This is a genomic window from Roseibium aggregatum, from assembly GCF_017309185.1.
Lineage (GTDB): Bacteria > Pseudomonadota > Alphaproteobacteria > Rhizobiales > Stappiaceae > Roseibium > Roseibium aggregatum_B.
On the sequence record NZ_JAEKJZ010000006.1, the window covers coordinates 143,467 to 160,569 of the forward strand.

Annotated in this window: 19 protein-coding genes; 10 read left to right on the top strand and 9 right to left on the bottom strand. The window is 58.2% G+C overall.

Translation table 11 applies throughout. The annotated features are described in order from the left end of the window. Window positions 1–153 precede the first annotated feature (153 nt). Complete coding sequence (locus JF539_RS22525; RefSeq protein ID WP_207143004.1) at window positions 154–867, top strand: sulfotransferase family 2 domain-containing protein; 714 nt, start codon at window positions 154–156, stop codon at window positions 865–867. Window positions 868–938: 71 nt separating this feature from the next. On the opposite strand, the gene JF539_RS22530 is transcribed toward JF539_RS22525, so the two are convergent. Then, a complete protein-coding gene (locus JF539_RS22530) occupies window positions 939–1,460 on the bottom strand; it encodes a DUF2244 domain-containing protein (protein ID WP_207143005.1) in 522 nt (173 codons plus the stop codon). A 22-nt stretch (window positions 1,461–1,482) separates the two neighbouring features. Between JF539_RS22530 and nth the strand changes: the two genes are divergently transcribed. Both nth and JF539_RS22540 read left to right on the top strand, forming a co-directional pair. Further along, window positions 1,483–2,298: an endonuclease III gene (gene nth, locus JF539_RS22535; protein WP_207143006.1), complete on the top strand. Its 816-nt coding sequence runs from the start codon at window positions 1,483–1,485 to the stop codon at window positions 2,296–2,298. Between the two features lie 23 nt (window positions 2,299–2,321). Beyond that, complete coding sequence (locus JF539_RS22540) at window positions 2,322–2,834, top strand: GNAT family N-acetyltransferase (protein ID WP_207143007.1); 513 nt, start codon at window positions 2,322–2,324, stop codon at window positions 2,832–2,834. 33 nt (window positions 2,835–2,867) lie between these two features. On the opposite strand, the gene irrA is transcribed toward JF539_RS22540, so the two are convergent. Continuing rightward, a complete protein-coding gene (irrA, locus tag JF539_RS22545) occupies window positions 2,868–3,287 on the bottom strand; it encodes an iron response transcriptional regulator IrrA (protein WP_207143008.1) in 420 nt (139 codons plus the stop codon). A 348-nt stretch (window positions 3,288–3,635) separates the two neighbouring features. Here irrA and fabA point away from each other — a divergent pair, with 348 nt between their 5' ends. From fabA to fabI, 3 genes are all read left to right on the top strand, one after another. Then, complete coding sequence (gene fabA / locus JF539_RS22550; RefSeq protein WP_207143009.1) at window positions 3,636–4,142, top strand: 3-hydroxyacyl-[acyl-carrier-protein] dehydratase FabA; 507 nt, start codon at window positions 3,636–3,638, stop codon at window positions 4,140–4,142. Window positions 4,143–4,275: 133 nt separating this feature from the next. After that, the gene (gene fabB, locus JF539_RS22555; RefSeq protein WP_207143010.1) at window positions 4,276–5,499 is read left to right on the top strand and encodes a beta-ketoacyl-ACP synthase I; all 1,224 of its coding nucleotides are present in this window, start codon (window positions 4,276–4,278) and stop codon (window positions 5,497–5,499) included. 10 nt (window positions 5,500–5,509) lie between these two features. Continuing rightward, a complete protein-coding gene (fabI, locus tag JF539_RS22560) occupies window positions 5,510–6,322 on the top strand; it encodes an enoyl-ACP reductase FabI (protein ID WP_207143011.1) in 813 nt (270 codons plus the stop codon). A gap of 92 nt (window positions 6,323–6,414) precedes the next feature. Here fabI and JF539_RS22565 read toward each other — a convergent pair whose 3' ends face one another. Further along, window positions 6,415–8,388: a PAS domain S-box protein gene (locus tag JF539_RS22565; RefSeq protein ID WP_207143012.1), complete on the bottom strand. Its 1,974-nt coding sequence runs from the start codon at window positions 8,386–8,388 to the stop codon at window positions 6,415–6,417. A 245-nt stretch (window positions 8,389–8,633) separates the two neighbouring features. Continuing rightward, window positions 8,634–9,197 (bottom strand): SH3 domain-containing protein, encoded by a 564-nt coding sequence (locus tag JF539_RS22570; RefSeq protein WP_207143013.1) that lies wholly within the window; start codon window positions 9,195–9,197, stop codon window positions 8,634–8,636. Between the two features lie 246 nt (window positions 9,198–9,443). Here JF539_RS22570 and JF539_RS22575 point away from each other — a divergent pair, with 246 nt between their 5' ends. Together JF539_RS22575 and JF539_RS22580 are read left to right on the top strand one after the other, a co-directional pair. After that, window positions 9,444–10,430, top strand: a complete 987-nt coding sequence (locus tag JF539_RS22575) for a 2-hydroxyacid dehydrogenase (protein WP_207143014.1) — start codon at window positions 9,444–9,446, stop codon at window positions 10,428–10,430. 15 nt (window positions 10,431–10,445) lie between these two features. Continuing rightward, on the top strand, window positions 10,446–11,321 hold the full coding sequence (locus JF539_RS22580; protein WP_207143015.1) for an aminoglycoside phosphotransferase family protein: 876 nt from the start codon (window positions 10,446–10,448) through the stop codon (window positions 11,319–11,321). A gap of 12 nt (window positions 11,322–11,333) precedes the next feature. Here JF539_RS22580 and dnaQ read toward each other — a convergent pair whose 3' ends face one another. The 5 genes from dnaQ to JF539_RS22605 all read right to left on the bottom strand — a co-directional run bounded on the left by dnaQ (window position 11,334) and on the right by JF539_RS22605 (window position 15,087). Continuing rightward, on the bottom strand, window positions 11,334–12,047 hold the full coding sequence (dnaQ, locus tag JF539_RS22585) for a DNA polymerase III subunit epsilon (RefSeq protein ID WP_207143016.1): 714 nt from the start codon (window positions 12,045–12,047) through the stop codon (window positions 11,334–11,336). A gap of 140 nt (window positions 12,048–12,187) precedes the next feature. Next, window positions 12,188–12,775: a dephospho-CoA kinase gene (gene coaE, locus JF539_RS22590; protein WP_207143017.1), complete on the bottom strand. Its 588-nt coding sequence runs from the start codon at window positions 12,773–12,775 to the stop codon at window positions 12,188–12,190. Next, window positions 12,772–13,620 (bottom strand): shikimate dehydrogenase, encoded by an 849-nt coding sequence (locus JF539_RS22595; protein ID WP_207143018.1) that lies wholly within the window; start codon window positions 13,618–13,620, stop codon window positions 12,772–12,774. Before JF539_RS22595 ends, coaE begins: the two co-directional genes overlap by 4 nt. Then, window positions 13,617–14,210: a Maf-like protein gene (locus JF539_RS22600; RefSeq protein WP_207143019.1), complete on the bottom strand. Its 594-nt coding sequence runs from the start codon at window positions 14,208–14,210 to the stop codon at window positions 13,617–13,619. The genes JF539_RS22595 and JF539_RS22600 overlap by 4 nt, the downstream gene beginning before the upstream one ends. A gap of 28 nt (window positions 14,211–14,238) precedes the next feature. Next, entirely contained in the window at window positions 14,239–15,087 is an 849-nt protein-coding gene (locus tag JF539_RS22605; protein WP_328809295.1) for a pyruvate, water dikinase regulatory protein, read from the bottom strand. 426 nt (window positions 15,088–15,513) lie between these two features. On the opposite strand from JF539_RS22605, the gene hemE reads away from it, so the two are divergent. Beyond that, entirely contained in the window at window positions 15,514–16,542 is a 1,029-nt protein-coding gene (gene hemE, locus JF539_RS22610) for a uroporphyrinogen decarboxylase (protein WP_209017514.1), read from the top strand. Window positions 16,543–16,545: 3 nt separating this feature from the next. Then, on the top strand, window positions 16,546–16,974 hold the full coding sequence (hemJ, locus tag JF539_RS22615) for a protoporphyrinogen oxidase HemJ (protein ID WP_207143020.1): 429 nt from the start codon (window positions 16,546–16,548) through the stop codon (window positions 16,972–16,974). The last annotated feature ends 129 nt before the right edge of the window (window positions 16,975–17,103 follow it).

Genomic DNA, 17,103 nt, shown 5'->3' on the forward strand with positions numbered 1-17,103 from the left:
AGATACAAAATTACTGTATTTTTAAGGCAAGAAAGTATCTTTAATTTATTGCTAAAGTAGTTCTATTGTTATCCTACAAGTTTTGTTGCCCTCATTTTGCAATTCGCATAGCATCGTTCCACCAATTATTCCGAAACTGAGATGGAAACGAAAATGGCTGTGGAACTGAAGAACCATAACATTGTTTATTTCCCCATGCCGAAAGTGGCTTGCACCTCGCTTAAGATGTTGTTTTTTCAGATTAATGAAGGGCGCATTTTCGAAATCTACAAGGAAGACGGCAAGCTGATGCACATTCACAATGCGGCATACGGCTCGCCGTCCTTCTGGGACGTGAAGCACAAAGACTACGAGAACATGATCCGCATTGCCCTGATCAGGGACCCTGTTGCCAGGCTTCTGTCCGCCTACAGCAACCGGGTGCGGTATCATCGCGAACTCTCGGAACAACGCATCGATTTGGATCTGGCCAAGAAGCTCGGTGTCGGACCGAACCCCTCTCCGGACGAGTTTTTCAACAATCTTGAAAAATACCGGATCCTGTCCAGCTCGATCAAACACCATACCGATCCGGCGACAACGTTTCTCGGCCCGGATCTGACCTATTTTCAGAAGATTTACCGGATAGAAGAACTCGACAAGCTGACCCGGTTTCTCTCCGATACGGTGCAGCAGGATCTCGTTCTGGGACGCGAACAGACCGGCGGACAGAAGGTGAAGTTCATGGAGCTGGAGCGTCAGGCCCGTAAGAACCTCACCCAGTATTGCCTGGGAGACTATGCGCTGATGAAGGACTATTACCAGATCCCATCAGAAATCAGCGGACGCTTCCCTTCCGCCGCTGCCGTGGAAACGGTGCAGGCGTAACAACTTCGCTCCCTTTCCGGATCGGAGCATCCGCTCTTCCGGCGTCCTGACCGGTGCTGCCGTGAAGGGCTCTAAACCCCACCGGTCTTGGCGGTGGCCAGCGCATTGGCCATCGCTCCGGCGAAGCTGGTGCGGTCATCCGGATTAAGGAAATTGCCCAAATCCACGGTCTCGCCACGGCTTGAGAGCGAGATCCTGACGACCCCCTCGTCTTCCAGCCGGTCTACCGTCAATCGCACCCAAATCGGGTTGAACCGGAACTCCTGGTACCGTTTGCCGGGCCCGACCTTGCGGACCGCGATTTCGCTTCTGGAAACGACAACCTCCTCGAACGTTCGCGCGGACCGGTAGTTCATCCGGAAGGCGAACCAGAGAAGCGCGACGTCCAGGCCGAAGAAGCCGAAGACCGGCCAGGCGCCGATCCTCAAAAAAAGCATGCCTGAGACAAAACAGACCGCGCCGAAAATGCACATCAGAATTAGAAAGCCATTCGGTCCCAGGGACCGATAGGGCGTCAGCACGGCCGAGAAAAACGGCTTGTTCAACCCCTCCGAATGTTCGGTCGTGTCGTGTTTCGGATTGTTCTCGCTCATGAAGGTTGATTATAGAGAGAACATGACGCAAGCAAAGAGTTCAGTATCCGGCAAAAGATCCGGCCGGCCCAAAAAAACGGCGCAAGCCCGGAAGACGGCCTCTTCGGTCGACAATCCGGGCAAGGTTCTGAAACGCTCCCGCTACAGCAAGGCGGAAGCTTACGAGATCTTTCAGCGCTTCCATGCCGACAATCCGGAACCCGAGGGCGAACTCGACTACGTGAACGCCTTCACGTTGCTTGTCGCCGTAGTGCTTTCGGCCCAGGCGACCGATGTCGGCGTGAACCGGGCCACGAAACATCTCTTCCAGATCGCCGACACGCCGGAAAAGATGCTAGCGCTCGGTGAAGACCGGGTCCGGGACGAAATCCGCACGATCGGTCTGTATAAAAACAAGGCCAAAAACGTCATCCTGCTGTCCGAACAGCTCGTTCGCGACCATGGCAGCGAGGTGCCGGAAGACCGGGAGGCCCTGGAGAGCCTCCCCGGGGTTGGCCGGAAAACCGCGAATGTCGTGCTGAACATTTTTTTCAAGCACCCGACGATCGCGGTCGACACCCATCTTTTCCGTCTCGGCAACAGGATCGGCATCGCCCCGGGCAAAACGCCGCTCGACGTCGAAAAGGCGATGGAAAAGGCAGTGCCTCAGGAGTTCGCTCTGCACGCCCATCACTGGCTGATCCTGCATGGCCGCTACGTCTGCAAGGCGCGCAAGCCGGACTGCTGGCGCTGCGTGATCTACGACCTGTGCAAGAGCCCGGAAAAGGAAAAGCTCGACGCCGTTCCGGACATCGCGTTGCGCGCAAGGGCAAGAATTGAACAGGACGCGGCGTCTTGAGTTTCCCTTTCGGACCCTTTCCGGTGAGCGACCGCCTGCGCTTCCGGCTGCCGTCGTTTTCCGACAGCGCATTTTATCTGAAACTGATGAATGAACCCGATTATGTACGTTACATCGCCGATCACGGGATCGAAACGGAAAGCGACGCTCTTCATTACATCAAGTCAAAGACGCTCAGGCGGTTTACGCTGAACAAGGTCGGCCTGTGGCTTGTTGAGCTGAAGGACCCGATCGAACCGATCGGCGTTTGCGGCCTCGTCGTCCGTAACGAACTGGATTATCCGGATCTCGGCTTTGCGTTTCTCGAAGCCTATCGCGGACAGGGATACGGCCAGGAAGCGGCCCGGGCTGTCCTGGAGTTCGTCCGCGACAAGCTCAAGCTCAAGCGGCTTTGCGCGATCACTCATCCGGAAAACGAACCGTCCGCCAGGCTCTTGAGGAAGATCGGCTTTGAGAAGGACGGTCAGCGCCATCTCGCCGAGATCGGCGCGACCTCGGATTATTATCTCTGGCAATCGGGGAGCCGGCGTTTCTAGGGAACGAACGCCTGGCGTGGATTGGCAAGCCGCCTAGCTTTTTTCGCGGATCCGCACCACCACATCGACGCGCACAACTTCCATGCCTTCCGGAGCGGACGGAATCTTGTCGATCCCGACGACTTCACCGGGAATGTCGATCACCCGGTTTTCGCCCTCGATGAAGAAATGGTGGTGATCCGACACGTTGGTGTCGAAGTAGGTCTTGTTGCCGTCGATCGCGACTTCGCGCAAGAGACCCGCTTCGGTGAACTGGTGGAGGGTGTTGTAAACGGTGGCCAGCGACACCGGGACATCGGCCGCCACGGCTTCCTCGTGAAGCAATTCCGCGGAAATATGGCGGTCGCCCTTGGAATAGAGCAGTTCAGCGAGCGATACGCGCTGGCGGGTCGGTCTCAAACCGGCTGTCCGCAAGATGTCGGTCACATCTTTTGAAGCTGATTGCGTCGCCATGTGTTTGTTCATTCCGCTCTGATCCAACTTTTGTTGTCTTCCCAAAACCGCATTCCAGCGCTTGCGCGGTCAGCGCGAAGGGCCAAATTTCAGGCCGCTGCGTTATATCTGCCATTTCTTGTGGCCAAAATGCAAGTTTTTATCGGCGCGGGCAACCGTGTCTTGAGTCCGTTTTTCGGCTTTGTTTGCGTCCAAAACTTGACAAAGGTCCCGAAAAAGCTGGCACTTTCCGGCATGTGACATCTTTCGGTCGGGGTTCCCCTGTGATACGAAGGCGCCGCAAACGAACCGAAAACAACCATGTTCCGAGACAGGATGTCCTGGGCAGGAAACAAATACGGACCTTGTATGACCGAGCGCCGCTCCAGCTACGACTACGAAGCTCTCCTCGCCTGCGGCCGCGGCGAGCTGTTTGGACCGGGCAACGCGCAATTGCCTCTTCCTCCGATGTTGATGTTCGACCGGATTACGGAGATTTCCGAAACCGGCGGCGAGTTCGACAAGGGATACGCCCGAGCGGAATTCGACATCAAACCGGATCTCTGGTTTTTCCCGTGCCATTTTCAGGGCAATCCGGTCATGCCCGGCTGTCTCGGACTTGACGCCCTCTGGCAGCTCACCGGCTTCTTCCTGGGCTGGCTCGGCCTTGAAGGCAAGGGCATGGCGCTGTCGACAGGCGAAATCAAGTTCAAGGGCATGGTGACGCCGGACGTGAAGCTGGTCGAGTACGGTGTCGACTTCAAGCGGATCATGAAGGGCCGGCTTGTCCTCGGCATTGCCGACGGCTGGCTGAAAGCGGACGGCGAGCAGATCTACAAGGCAACGGATCTGCGTGTGGGCCTGGCGAAGACCTGACGCCCTCGGCATCTTTTTTCCAACCGGCGCCTGTTTTACACCGGATACGCCGGCTTGACGTTATTTCCGGGTACGCAGGCTTTGTGGATTCTTTCCAGCTCTGCTGTGCCGACAAGAAAAGTAGGAGACCGCAATGAGACGCGTCGTCGTCACCGGTATCGGAATCGTGTCGTCCATCGGCTCGAACGCAGAAGAAGTCCTGGCGAGCCTGAAAGAAGGCAAATCCGGTATCAGCTTTGCTCCGGACTATGCGGAACATGGCTTCCGCAGCCAGGTTCACGGCATGCCCGACGTCGATATTCCGTCCTTGATCGACAAGCGCCAGCTCCGTTTCATGGGTGATGGCGCGGCCTACAACTACATCGCCATGCAGCAGGCGATCTCCGACAGCGGCCTTGAGGAAAACGACGTCTCGAATGTCCGCACCGGCCTGATCATGGGCTCCGGCGGACCTTCAACGAAGAACCTGTTCCAGGCGCACCAGATCGTGCTGGAAAAGGGCTCGCCGAAGCGCATGGGCCCGTTCATGGTGACCCGCGGCATGAGTTCGACCAACTCCGCCTGCCTGGCCACGCCCTTCAAGATCAAGGGCATCAACTATTCCATCACGTCCGCCTGCTCGACCTCCGCCCATTGCATCGGCGCGGCAACCGAGCAGATCCAGTTCGGCAAGCAGGATGTCATGTTCGCCGGCGGCGGCGAGGAGCTCGACTGGACCCTTTCGTGCCTTTTCGACGCCATGGGCGCCATGTCCTCCAAGTACAACGACACCCCGGAAACCGCCTCGCGCGCCTATGACGCGACCCGCGACGGGTTTGTCATCGCCGGCGGCGGCGGTGTCGTCGTTCTGGAAGAACTGGAGCACGCCAAGGCCCGCGGCGCCAAAATCTACGCCGAAGTCACCGGCTATGCCGCCAACTCCGACGGCTACGACATGGTGGCGCCGTCCGGCGAGGGCGGCGAGCGCTGCATGCGCCTGGCCATCGAGACCCTCGGCGAGCGCAAGGTCGATTACATCAACTCGCACGGCACCTCGACACCGGTGGGCGATATCGGCGAGATCGAGGCGGTGCGGCGTGTCTTCGGCGAGAACCAGCCGCCGGTGTCCTCCACCAAGTCCCTGACCGGTCACAGCCTGGGCGCAACCGGCGTGCAGGAAGCGATCTACTGCCTGCTTATGCTGCAGAACGATTTCATCACGGCATCCGCCAACGTCAACGAACTCGATCCTGCCTTGAAGCCGGAAGAGATCGTGACGGAACGCGTCGACAATGCCGGCCTCGATACCGTGCTTTCCAACAGCTTCGGCTTCGGCGGCACCAATGCCTCCCTCGCGCTCTCGCGCTACCACGGCTGAGGGAGTGACGATGTCTGATCTGATGAAAGGCAAACGCGGCCTGATCATGGGCGTGGCCAACGACCACTCCATCGCCTGGGGCATTGCCAAGACCCTTGCCGACCATGGTGCCGAACTGGCGTTCACCTATCAGGGCGAAGCCTTCGGCAAGCGCACCAAGCCGCTTGCCGATTCCGTCGGCTCCAACCTCCTGTTGCCCTGTGACGTCGAGGATATCGATTCCGTCGACGCGGTTTTCAGCACCCTGAAGGAAGAATGGGGCAACATCGACTTTCTGGTCCATGCGATCGCGTTTTCCGACAAGTCGGAACTGCGCGGCAAATACGCCGATACGACACGGGAGAACTTCTCCCGCACCATGCTGATTTCCTGCTTCTCATTCACGGAAATCGCCAAGCGCGCTGCCGATCTCATGACGGACGGCGGCTCGATGGTGACATTGACTTACGGCGGCTCGACAAAGGTCATGCCGAACTACAACGTCATGGGCGTCGCCAAGGCCGCGCTTGAGTCTTCCGTCCGTTATCTCGCCGTCGACTATGGCGAACGGAACATCCGCGTAAACGCGATTTCGGCCGGCCCGGTGCGCACGCTCGCCGGTTCCGGCGTTTCCGATGCCCGGCTGATGTTCAATTTCCAGAAGCGGAACTCGCCTCTCTGCAGGACCGTGTCCCTTGACGAAATCGGCGGCACCGGTCTTTACCTGCTGTCCGACCTTTCAGGCGGCGTAACCGGTGAAATTCACTTCGTCGACAGCGGCTACAACATCATGTCTATGCCGCGCCTCGAAGAGCTGAAAGTCCAGGAAACCAAGTCGGACTAACCACCAGGCACATTGGCGCCTTTGCGGTGGCCGAGGAAGAACCTGTCAGGTCAAGAGGGCGGTCCGCAAACCGCCCTCTTGTGTATGGTGCCTCAGGAGGCGATGCCGAGAGCGACGTCCTTGGCGATGAACTCGACGCCAAGATCATCTCCATAGCGCCGGATGACGCGGCAAGGCCGGAAACCGTCACCGTCGGACAGATCCAGCTTGAATTCATCGGGAAAACTCTCGATGTCTTCCACAAATACACGGGCGCCGGTTTTCGACACGTCGCGCAGGAAGCAGCTCACTGTTCTACCGTTGCCGAGGCTGATCATCCCTTCCTTGAATAGCCGCCGGCGATCCGCCTTCCTCCGGTTTTCCATGCCCACGACCCAGTTGTCGAGATTGTCGCAGACCTGCGTGACATTGCTCGACGCCAACTGCAGCCTTTCATTGATATCAGTCGTCGCAGCGCACTGAGACTCGACGGAACTCGTCGTCTTGCTGATGAGCTCGTGAACCTCGCCAATTGAACTGCGGATGGACTTGAGCGCATCGTCCACCGTTCCGGATACGGACTGCATTTCGGCGATTTCCGAAAAGATCCGCGTGGTCGCCTGGGAGGTCTGATTGGCCAGCGCCTTGACCTCATTGGCGACAACGGCAAATCCGCGTCCTGCCTCTCCGGCTCGCGCGGCTTCGATTGTCGCGTTCAGCGACAGCAGATTGATCTGGTCTGCAACCTTGGAGATGAGCTGCACCACATCGTCCATGGCCGCCGCGGCCGACCGCAGTTTTTCCGTGGATCTTTCGGCAGACTCCGAGCGGTCCTGCATGGCTTCAACCGCTGTGTTCGCGCTCAACATGCCTTCGGAGATGTCCTGCGCCGAACCGTTGACCACCTGTGCCGACGTGACGGACTGCTCGACGGTTGCCAGGGTCTGTTCAGCGGCCTGAATCGCAAGCTGGCGCGCCTTCATGTTCTTGGTGACGTCGGTCGCGAATTTCGTGATCTTCAAGAGCTTGCCCGACGCATCGAAGATCGGGTTGTAGGTTGCCTGGAGCCAGACCGGCTCGCCGGCCTTGTTTTTGCGCTGATAGATTGCCGCAGCGTGTTTTCCCTCGCCCAGGTTTTTCCAGAATTCGGCGTATTCCTCGGACTCGGCATATTTTTCGTCCACAAACATGCGGTGATGCTTGCCGACGATTTCGTCGAGACGGTATCCGGCGACCTTGAGAAAGATCTCGTTGGCTTCCTGAACGATGCCGTCGACGGAAAAGGAGATGACCGCCTGGCTTCGGCCGATTGCCTGGATCTGACCCTCGTAGACGGCTGTGCGCCTTTTTTGTTCCGTGATATCTGAGGCAAACTTGACGATGCTGATCGGCCGGCCAACGGCATCGAGGATGGGGTTGTAAACGGCCAGAATCCACACCTCCCGTCCATTCTTGCCGAATCTCAGGAATTCTCCCTGCTGTGCCTTGCCTTCGGCCAGATGCTTCCAGAAGGCGGCATAGTCTGCACTCTCGGCATAACCCGGTTCGACGAACATTCGATGGTGGCGCCCGACGATCTCGTCCAGCCCATAGCCGACCGTATTCAGAAAGTTCTGGTTGGCGTCCAGAATTGTTCCGTCGAGCTCGAACTTGATGACCGCCTGGGTTCTGTTGATCGCATCGATCTGGCCCTGGTCTTCTGCGGCCTTCAGCTTCGATGCCGTGATGTCCGACGCGATCTTGACGATCCTGATGACCTTGCCCGCGCGATTGAAGACCGGATTGTAGGAGGCCTGTATCCAGACTTCCGTTCCATCCTTTGCCAAACGCCTGAATTCGGCAGATTTGAACTCGCCCGCCGCGAGGTCTTTCCAGAACGTCCCGTATTCAGTGCTGTTCGCGAACGCCTCGTCGACGAACATGCGATGGTGTTGTCCCCGAACTTCTTCCAAGGTGTAGCCAAGCGTTTTCAGAAAATTGTCGTTGGCGTCGAGAACTTGGCCGTTGGGGGTAAACTCGATCATTGCGCTTGAGCGGCTGAGAGCCTTGACAAGCTGCCGTGACCCGTCTTGCGATAAGAATGACATGAACGACGATCCTGTAGACCATTTCCGGAATACAGAAAGTACCTTCGTTAGGTTGAGGTCACGTTAATACACACGCATTGGTATTTTTGTGCATGGATTTGTTATATAACGCTCTGCTCTTATCGATGATTTTACCAACAAACTTGGTATATTTTCCAGATTTTACTACAGATGACGTGTCACTCAAATAAGTCCGGGCAACCGAATCAATTGTTACCCGGTTTGAACCGAACCGGTCGCGAAGGTCAGTCCTCGATCAGCTCGTCCGGGTAAACTCCAAACAGCCGGGTCTGGTCCAGCCAGCCGTCGTAGCCCTCACCGTTGACCCGGCACCAGCCTCCGGCACACTCGGTGACGGTGGTCAGAACGAAGGGTTCCAGTTCGGCAACGATGTCCGCATCCGAACGGGAGCGGGCACGCAACGGGGTCCGGTCGCTCTTTTCCCAGGGCGTGACGAGGGCGGTTCGGCGGCCCGACAGAAGCGAATGGAACACCCAGCCCTGCTTGCCTTCCCAATCGCGGATGCGGCGCCAGTTTTCGAATTCCTGGATGATTTCAACCGGCAGGCCGGATTTGACGAAGGTCCAGGCGATGTCGTGATCGCGCGACGGCCCGACGCGGACATTCACGCGGTCCGATTTCAGGCTGACGAAACGGGGCAGGGCGAGGTCCGTAGCCCGGGTTCCGGTGCCCTGGGCAAAGGCCGCGGGCAGAGGACCGCTCACCCCGCACAGGAGTATCGTCCCGCATACCAGCGCCCGGGGCAGAATACGAAGCGAAAAGCGGGCGGCGGAAATCCAGCGAGCCATATTGTCCGGTAGTCCAATTGTTATTGATCGTCAGCTTGTGGCAATTCTGTAGCGAAAATCCAGCGCGAAGACCAGCATGGCTAATTTTAACGGCTGGCATAGCGTCGCGATTGACACCGATCCCTTGTTTCTGACGGACCATCTGGTAAGGAAAGGGAAAGGTCTCTTCCGCTCGCGCAGCGCGCCGGGAGAAGGTGGAGCCGATGAGGTTAACAAATCCTCAAGGAAGCGCGAAAGGCAGTTGGGATGGCGAAAAAAAAGCCTGTCGTTGTAGTGACCCGGAAGCTTCCGGATGTTGTCGAGACTCGAATGCGCGAACTGTTCGAGACGCGCTTGAACGAAAGTGACAGGCCATTGAGCCAAGCCGAGCTCGTGGAAGCGGTCAAAACCGCCGATGTGCTCGTCCCGACCGTGACCGACCGAATCGATTCCTCGGTTCTTTCCCAGGCCGGTGAAAATCTCAAGCTGATCGCCAATTTCGGCAACGGCGTCGACAATATCGACGTGGTGACGGCCAACAATCGCGGCATAAACGTCACCAACACCCCGGGTGTCCTGACCGAGGATACCGCGGACATGACCATGGCGCTGATCCTGGCCGTGCCCCGCCGCCTCGCCACGGGCATCAAGGCGATCGAAACGGGAGACTGGGCCGGCTGGTCGCCCACATGGATGCTCGGCCACCGGATCTGGGGCAAGCGTCTCGGGGTCATCGGGATGGGCCGCATCGGCCAGGCCGTTGCCCGCCGCGCCAAAGCATTCGGGATGTCGATCCATTATCACAACCGCCGCCGTCTTCCCGAGACCATCGAGGAAGAGCTGGAAGCGACCTATTGGGAGAGCCTGGACCAGATGCTGGCCCGCATGGACGTGGTTTCGATCCACTGTCCGCACACGCCGGGCACATTCCATCTCCTGTCGGCCCGCCGCCTGAAGCTCATGAAGAAAGACGCCTACGTGGTCAACACCGCTCGTGGCGAAGTCATCGACGAAAACGCGCTCATCCGCATGCTGGAAGCCGGGGAACTGGCCGGAGCCGGTCTCGACGTCTTCGAACACGAACCGGCCGTCAACCCGAAGCTGGTCAACCTGGAAAACGTGGTGCTTCTGCCGCATATGGGTTCGGCAACCATCGAAGGGCGCGTGGAGATGGGCGAGAAGGTGATCATCAACATCAAGACCTTCATGGACGGTCACCGTCCGCCGGACCGCGTCCTGCCGTCCATGCTGTAACGGGCTCCGGGAGACATGCCCGGACGTCCTTCCTGCGAAGTTCCCGCGAGCCTGTCCTGGCTCGCGCAGCGGCCGGACGGAAAAGCCTGGCTTTCCAGGCTGCCTCATCTCGTTACCGATGCCTGCGACCGTTTCAAGGCCGTTCCGGACGGTCCGGCCTTTTCCGGCGGAAACGTTTCCTATGTCCTGCCTGTCACCCGGAACGGCCTCCCTGCCGTTCTGAAGCTTCAGTTCACCGACCGGGAATCGCGTCATGAAGCCGATGCACTTGCGCACTGGAACGGAAACGGCGCCAGTCGTCTGTTGGCCCATGCACCCGATCTCGGCGCGCTTCTGCTGGAGCGCTGCCATCCGGGAACCTTCCTGGCTGATGCTTCAGACGCGGATGCGATCAACATCCTGGGCGGTCTTCTGCGCCGTCTCCTGATCCCGGCCGACGCCCCGTTCAATTCTCTTTCAGAAGAGGCTGTCCGCTGGGCGACAACGATGGGAGAGACCTGGCGGCAGGCGGGACAACCGTGTGAAAAACGTCTTGTGGAAGCCGCTCAATCCGCGCTGAGGGCGCTGTCGTCAGAAGATCACGGTCAGGTGCTGCTGCATCAGGATCTTCACGGGCACAATGTCCTGTCCGCTGAACGCGAACCTTGGCTTGTCATCGATCCGAAGCCGCTTGCCGGCGATCCCGCCTTCTCCCTGAGCCCGATCGTGCGCAGTTTCGAATTCGGCGCCTCCAGGGAGGCAGCACTCTACCGGCTGGACAGGTTGTCGGAAGAACTGGGTGTGGACCGGGAGCGGGCCAGGCTCTGGACGGTCGGGCAGACCATGGCGTGGAGCTTCGGCAGCAGCTATTCCGAACAACATTTCAACACGGTCCGCTGGCTTCTGCCATAGCCGCAAGCTTGCTCAACCGCCGTATTTGCGCCAGACCGAAGTCTCGCCCATGCCTTCAACAAACGCCTTGTGCGCTTCGAATTCGCTTTCGGCCAATAGGGGCGAGAGGGCGACCGGGCGGCGTTTCGCATTGAATGTGCCCAGCTCTCCCGGCTCGGCTGCCATACCGATGGAGGCTGAGGTCTCTTCCTCCATGATCAGACCGAGCGCCGTCTGGCGGCCACCGATCAGTTCCAGATAGACTTCCGCCAGGATCTCGGCATCGAGCAAGGCACCGTGCTTGACACGCTTGGAGTTGTCTATGCCATAGCGCGAGCACAGGGCGTCGAGGGAATTCGGTCCTGTCGGATGCTTGCGCCGTGCGATTTCCAGCGTATCGATCACCTGGCTGTTCGGGATCGTTCTCCGGCCGACCTGCTCCAGCTCGAAATTGATGAAGCCCATATCGAAGGCGGCGTTGTGGATCACAAGTGTGGCGTCGCCGACAAAGTCCAGAAATTCATCCGCGACATGAGCGAAGAGCGGTTTGTCGGACAGGAACTCCGCCGACAGACCGTGCACCCGGAAGGCTTCCTCCGGCATGTCACGCTGCGGATTGATATAAACATGATAGGACTTGCCGGTCGGAACGTGATTGATCAGCTCCACTCCACCGATTTCCACCAGCCTGTCCCCACCCCGGGGATTCAGACCCGTGGTTTCCGTATCGAAGGATATTTCGCGCATTCTCTATCCTTGTGTTTGAGGCAAGACTGAACGGTCCGAGGTGTCAGAGGCAAGGGGAGAGGCAGGTTTTCCCCGGAGTTCTGCGGATTTAGGGAAACAGAGGACGTCTCCGTTTCGCGCGTGCTCGCGAGGCTGAGCGATTAGCCGCGGGCCGCCAGAGCCTTCAGGATCGCCTTCACCGACCGTCTGGCGGATGCCATGCCAAGCCCGGTATCGATCAGGAAATGCGCCCGCCGCCGTTTTTCCTCGTCCGGCATCTGCTTTTGCAGGATTGCCTGAAACCGCTCTTCGCTCATGTCCGGACGGGCGAGAACCCGTTTTCGCTGGATGTCCGCGTCCGCGGTCACCACCACCGAAACATCGACCCTCAGGTTTCCCGCCGTCTCGAACAACAGCGGGATATCCATCATGACGATCCGCCGGCCCGCAGTCCCGGCCTTTTTCAGAAAGGCGGCTTCTTCCTCCCGCACCAGGGGATGAACAATCGCCTCGAGCCTCTTCATGGCCTCCGGATTGCCGAGCACCTTGGGCGAAAGCAGGGACCTGTCGACCTTGCCGTCAACAACGGTGCCGGGAAAGGCGGCTTCGATCGGGAGCGCCGCGCGGCCGGCGTAGAGCGCATGTACGGCCGCATCCGCGTCGTGCACCGGCACGCCCTCGGCGGCAAACATCTTCGCCGTCGTCGACTTGCCCATGCCGATGGACCCGGTCAGACCGATCCTGATCACTCGGTCTCCTCCAGGTCCTTGAGAACAAGAGCCCGCAACGCGTCATCGACTTCCGGACGGACACCGAACCAGCGTTCGAAGCCCGGAACGGCCTGATGCAAAAGCATGCCCAGTCCGTCCACGGTCCGGTTTCCTCGTGCCGCTGCCTGTTTCAACAGGCCGGTTTCCAGCGGCACATAGACGATGTCGGTCACCAGAGCCGACTTCGGCAGGAGCGTCAGATCGATTTCCAGAGGCGGTTTTCCGCTCATGCCCAGGGATGTCGTGTTGATCAGGAGGTCCGTTTTTCCGAGCAATGTCCCCAGCTTGTCCCATGAATGGGGAATCGTTTTGGGTCCAAATTCATCAGCTATTTTCCTGGCATTTTCAAAAGTCCGGTTCACAATATGCACCGTTGTGAATTTCCGGGACAAAAGTGCCCAGACCACCGCTCGGGCCGCACCGCCGGCCCCAAGAACGACAGCCGATTCACGTGAAACGTCCCAGCCGGGCGCCAACTGATCCAGATTACCCAGAAACCCCAGGCCATCCGTGTTGCCGCCGCACAGCTTGCCGTCTTCATCGAGCCAAAGCGTATTAACCGCTCCCATTGCCCGGGCCGCGTCGTCCAGCCAGTCGCAGGCCCCGGCGGCAACTTCCTTGTGCGGGACGGTGACGTTGGCGCCGGTCAGGCCTGAACCGGAAAAGGTCCGGTAAAAGGCGTCGGCGTCTTCCGGCGAAACCTCCACGCGACCGTACTCACCCTCCAGCCTGTGTTTTTTCAGCCAGTAACCGTGAACGAGGGGGGAGCGGGAATGCGCTACCGGGTATCCGGTAATCGCGGATTTCTTTTTGGAATCAGTCATGTTTCGATAATTTCAAGGGCTCTGAGCTCCGCCAGGAGCGGCAGCATGGGCAGACCGAGGATGGTGAAATAGTCGCCTTCAATCTTGTCGAACAACTGAACGCCGAGGCTTTCGAGCTGATAAGCGCCGACACTGGAGAGAACGGCATCACCCGCGGCGGCGAGATAATGACCGATGAATTGCGGCGTCAGGTCGCGCATGGTCAAACGCGCGGTGGAAACATGCCGCCACAAGGTCTCGCCATTCCTGGAAATCGCCACGGCGGAATGAAGTTCATGGGTTTTTCCCGAGAAGGCCAGCAATTGCCGGCGGGCGGCTTCCATATCGTCCGGCTTGGTCCGGCGTTCACCTTCGAACGCCAGGATCTGGTCGGCTCCGATCACCAGATCATCGGAACGCCGTGCGCTGACATCGTGGGACTTGGCCTCGGCGAGAACCCCGGCAAGGTCCTCCGGTGGAAATCCGGCTTCCAGAAGCGGCGCCTCGACCGCGCGCTCATCGATATCCGCGGGATCGATATCGACCGCCAGCCCGGCGTTGTTCAGAAGCTGCGCGCGGATCCGGCTCCCGCTTGCCAACACAAGTGTCACGATTTTCTCCCGATCGATTTATGGACTGCTAGTCCTGATGGCCTTCTTTCTGGCGGTTTTTATGATCCTTGAAAAGGGTCAGAATTTCCGCGGCGGTTTCCTCGACCGACCGGCGGGTCACATCGATCAACGGCCAGCCCTGTTCCGTGCAAAGCCTTCTGGTCATGTTGATTTCCTGGGAGATTTCCTTGCGGTCCACGTAGGTATCGTTATATGCGCCGGAATTGAGGGACAGGACCCGGTTGCGCCGTATCTGCTGAATACGTTCCACCGAAGCAATCAGCCCGACGACCATCGGGGTCTTCAGCTTCTTCACCGAGTCGGGCAGGGCAATGTTCGGGACCAGCGGGACATTTGCCGCCTTGATGCCCCGGTTGGCGAGATAAATACAGGTCGGTGTCTTGGATGTCCTCGAGATTCCGATCAGCACGATATCGGCGGATTCCAGATCGTCCCAGATCTGGCCGTCATCATGAATCATGGTGTAGTTGAGCGCTTCCATCCGCTTGAAATACTCGGCGTCGAGTTCATGCTGGCCACCGATCCGGTGCGTCTGGGTCACATTCAGATAAGACTGGAAGACCGCGAAGACCGGATCGAGGATGTTCACGAAGGGAACGCCGAGTTCGCGGCATTTCTGTTCCAGCCTTTTCGCAATCTCGTCATCAACCAGGGTGTAGAGAACAATCCCGGGCGCCTTCTCGATTTCGCTGATGACCCGGTCAAGCTGCTTTTGGGACCGCACGAGCGGGTAAACATGCTCGATTTCCTGGACGTTCTCATACTGGACGGTCGCCGCCCTGGCGACGGTCATCAGCGTTTCACCCGTAGAGTCGGACACCAGGTGCAGATGAAAGTAGTGTCTCGACTTATTCACGCTATCGTCCCCAGGCCTGTTGATGTTTTGGGTACCTTAGCCGTTCCGGGACATGAGGCGCAGACTTTATGCCCGCTCCGCCGAATTTATTAACAATGCGTTAACGCGTGGATACCGGAACAGAAACGATTGTGCATTGGTGTGGATTCACAAAAGCGCTGTGACATATCGACAGGCTATCCACGAATGCCCAAATTCTTAACGGAAGGTAAACACGGTCTCAAGCAATTGTAATTCTGGAACTATTTCTGTTATCGACTCCTGGGGAGAGATTCGGCTCAACAAGCATGCCGATTTTTCCATGAAGGAAATTGGATGAGATGGATTGTGGACAGAAAATGATCCCGGTAATCCACGCTCAAATAAAAGAAACAGATTCAAATAAAGAATCTTATTTGGTTTGGAATGAGGGAAAGGCGCTATCTCATGAAATCGCAAGACAGAGCCGTGATGAGGGTTCTCTCCGGAGAAAAGATCTGGCCACCTCCCATCTGGATGATGCGCCAGGCCGGACGCTACCTCCCCGAATATCGGCAGGTCAGAGCCAAGGCCAAAAACTTTCTCGAGTTCTGCTATTCTCCTGATCTTGCAACAGAGGTCACACTCCAGCCGATCCGCCGGTATGGTTTTGATGCAAGCATTCTGTTTTCGGACATCTTCGTCGTGCCAGACGCAATCGGTTACCCGGTTCGTTTTGAAGAAGGACGTGGACCGGTTCTCGAACCTCTTTCCCGGGATCTGATCGATCGTCTCGAACAGGAACAGGCCGAGGATCATCTCAAACCGGTCATAGAAACGGTTTCCCGCCTGAGAGCGGAACTGCCAGCGGAAACGACCCTGCTGGGCTTCTGCGGGGCTCCCTGGACGGTTGCCTGTTACTCCGTTGCGGGTCACACGACACAGGACCAGGTGGCGGCACGGGTGGGTGCCTACCGCGACCCCGACCTGATGCAGCGGTTTATCGATGAGCTCGTGACCGCCTCCGTCCGGTACCTCATCCGTCAGCTCGACGCCGGCGCGGATGCGGTTCAGATCTTCGATACCTGGGCGGGCGTTCTCGATGAGGCCGGTTTCAAGCGCTGGTGCGTGGAGCCGACCAAAAGGATCGTTACGGGCGTGAAAGCGGAACGTCCGGATGCAAAGATCATCGGGTTTCCGAAAGCCTCATCCGCACGCGCCATGTCCTATATCGAGGGCACCGGTGTCGATGCGATCGGTTTCGACTGGACCGCACCGGATTCTCTGGCGCTCGAAATCCAGAAGCGCGTGCCGATCCAGGGCAATCTCGATCCGATGCGCCTGGTTGCCGGCGGCGCGGCTTTGGAGGAAGGTGTCGAGCACATTCTGCGGACCTTCGACAAGGGACCTCTTGTTTTCAATCTGGGTCACGGGGTCACGCCGGACGCGGATCCTGAAAACGTTGCCCGCATGGTCGAGCTCGTGAAAAAGGGATAAACGATGGATCTCTATCTTTGGGTCAAATCCCTGCATGTGATGTCGATCATCGCCTGGATGGCGGGCATGTTTTACCTGCCGCGGCTGTTCGTCTATCACGTGGACGCCGAAACAGGCTCCGTTCAGTCGGAAACCTTCAAGGTGATGGAGCGCCGGCTTCTCAAGGCGATCATCAACCCGGCCATGGTGTCTTCCTGGGTATTCGGGCTCTGGCTGGTTTACATGCTGGAGGCCTGGACCGACGGCTGGTTCCACGCCAAGTTTCTGCTGGTTCTGATCATGTCCGGAGTTCACGGCTATTTGAGCCGCTGCGTGAAAACCTTCGCCAGGGATGAAAACACAAAGTCCGCGCGCTTTTACCGGATTCTCAATGAAGTTCCGACGGTGCTCATGATCGGGATTGTAATTCTTGTCATCGGAAAGCCGTTTTAGACCCTCACACGGAAACTCTAAAAAAGGCGGCCGTGATTTGCGGCCGCTTTTTTGTGTCCTCGGCAATTAGTTGTACTCCGCTGAGCGGCGGAATTCCGGGCTTGCGATTCATTTCAAAAGGACGTATCT

Bases quoted from the DNA above. Each gene is read 5' to 3' on its own strand.
- JF539_RS22525 (WP_207143004.1), top strand. From the start codon at position 154: ATGGCTGTGGAACTGAAGAACCATAACATTGTTTATTTCCCCATGCCG.
- JF539_RS22530 (WP_207143005.1), bottom strand. From the start codon at position 1,460: ATGAGCGAGAACAATCCGAAACACGACACGACCGAACATTCGGAGGGG.
- nth (WP_207143006.1), top strand. From the start codon at position 1,483: ATGACGCAAGCAAAGAGTTCAGTATCCGGCAAAAGATCCGGCCGGCCC.
- irrA (WP_207143008.1), bottom strand. From the start codon at position 3,287: ATGGCGACGCAATCAGCTTCAAAAGATGTGACCGACATCTTGCGGACA.
- fabA (WP_207143009.1), top strand. From the start codon at position 3,636: ATGACCGAGCGCCGCTCCAGCTACGACTACGAAGCTCTCCTCGCCTGC.
- fabB (WP_207143010.1), top strand. From the start codon at position 4,276: ATGAGACGCGTCGTCGTCACCGGTATCGGAATCGTGTCGTCCATCGGC.
- fabI (WP_207143011.1), top strand. From the start codon at position 5,510: ATGTCTGATCTGATGAAAGGCAAACGCGGCCTGATCATGGGCGTGGCC.
- JF539_RS22565 (WP_207143012.1), bottom strand. From the start codon at position 8,388: ATGTCATTCTTATCGCAAGACGGGTCACGGCAGCTTGTCAAGGCTCTC.
- JF539_RS22570 (WP_207143013.1), bottom strand. From the start codon at position 9,197: ATGGCTCGCTGGATTTCCGCCGCCCGCTTTTCGCTTCGTATTCTGCCC.
- JF539_RS22575 (WP_207143014.1), top strand. From the start codon at position 9,444: ATGGCGAAAAAAAAGCCTGTCGTTGTAGTGACCCGGAAGCTTCCGGAT.
- JF539_RS22580 (WP_207143015.1), top strand. From the start codon at position 10,446: ATGCCCGGACGTCCTTCCTGCGAAGTTCCCGCGAGCCTGTCCTGGCTC.
- dnaQ (WP_207143016.1), bottom strand. From the start codon at position 12,047: ATGCGCGAAATATCCTTCGATACGGAAACCACGGGTCTGAATCCCCGG.
- JF539_RS22595 (WP_207143018.1), bottom strand. From the start codon at position 13,620: ATGACTGATTCCAAAAAGAAATCCGCGATTACCGGATACCCGGTAGCG.
- hemE (WP_209017514.1), top strand. From the start codon at position 15,514: ATGAAATCGCAAGACAGAGCCGTGATGAGGGTTCTCTCCGGAGAAAAG.
- hemJ (WP_207143020.1), top strand. From the start codon at position 16,546: ATGGATCTCTATCTTTGGGTCAAATCCCTGCATGTGATGTCGATCATC.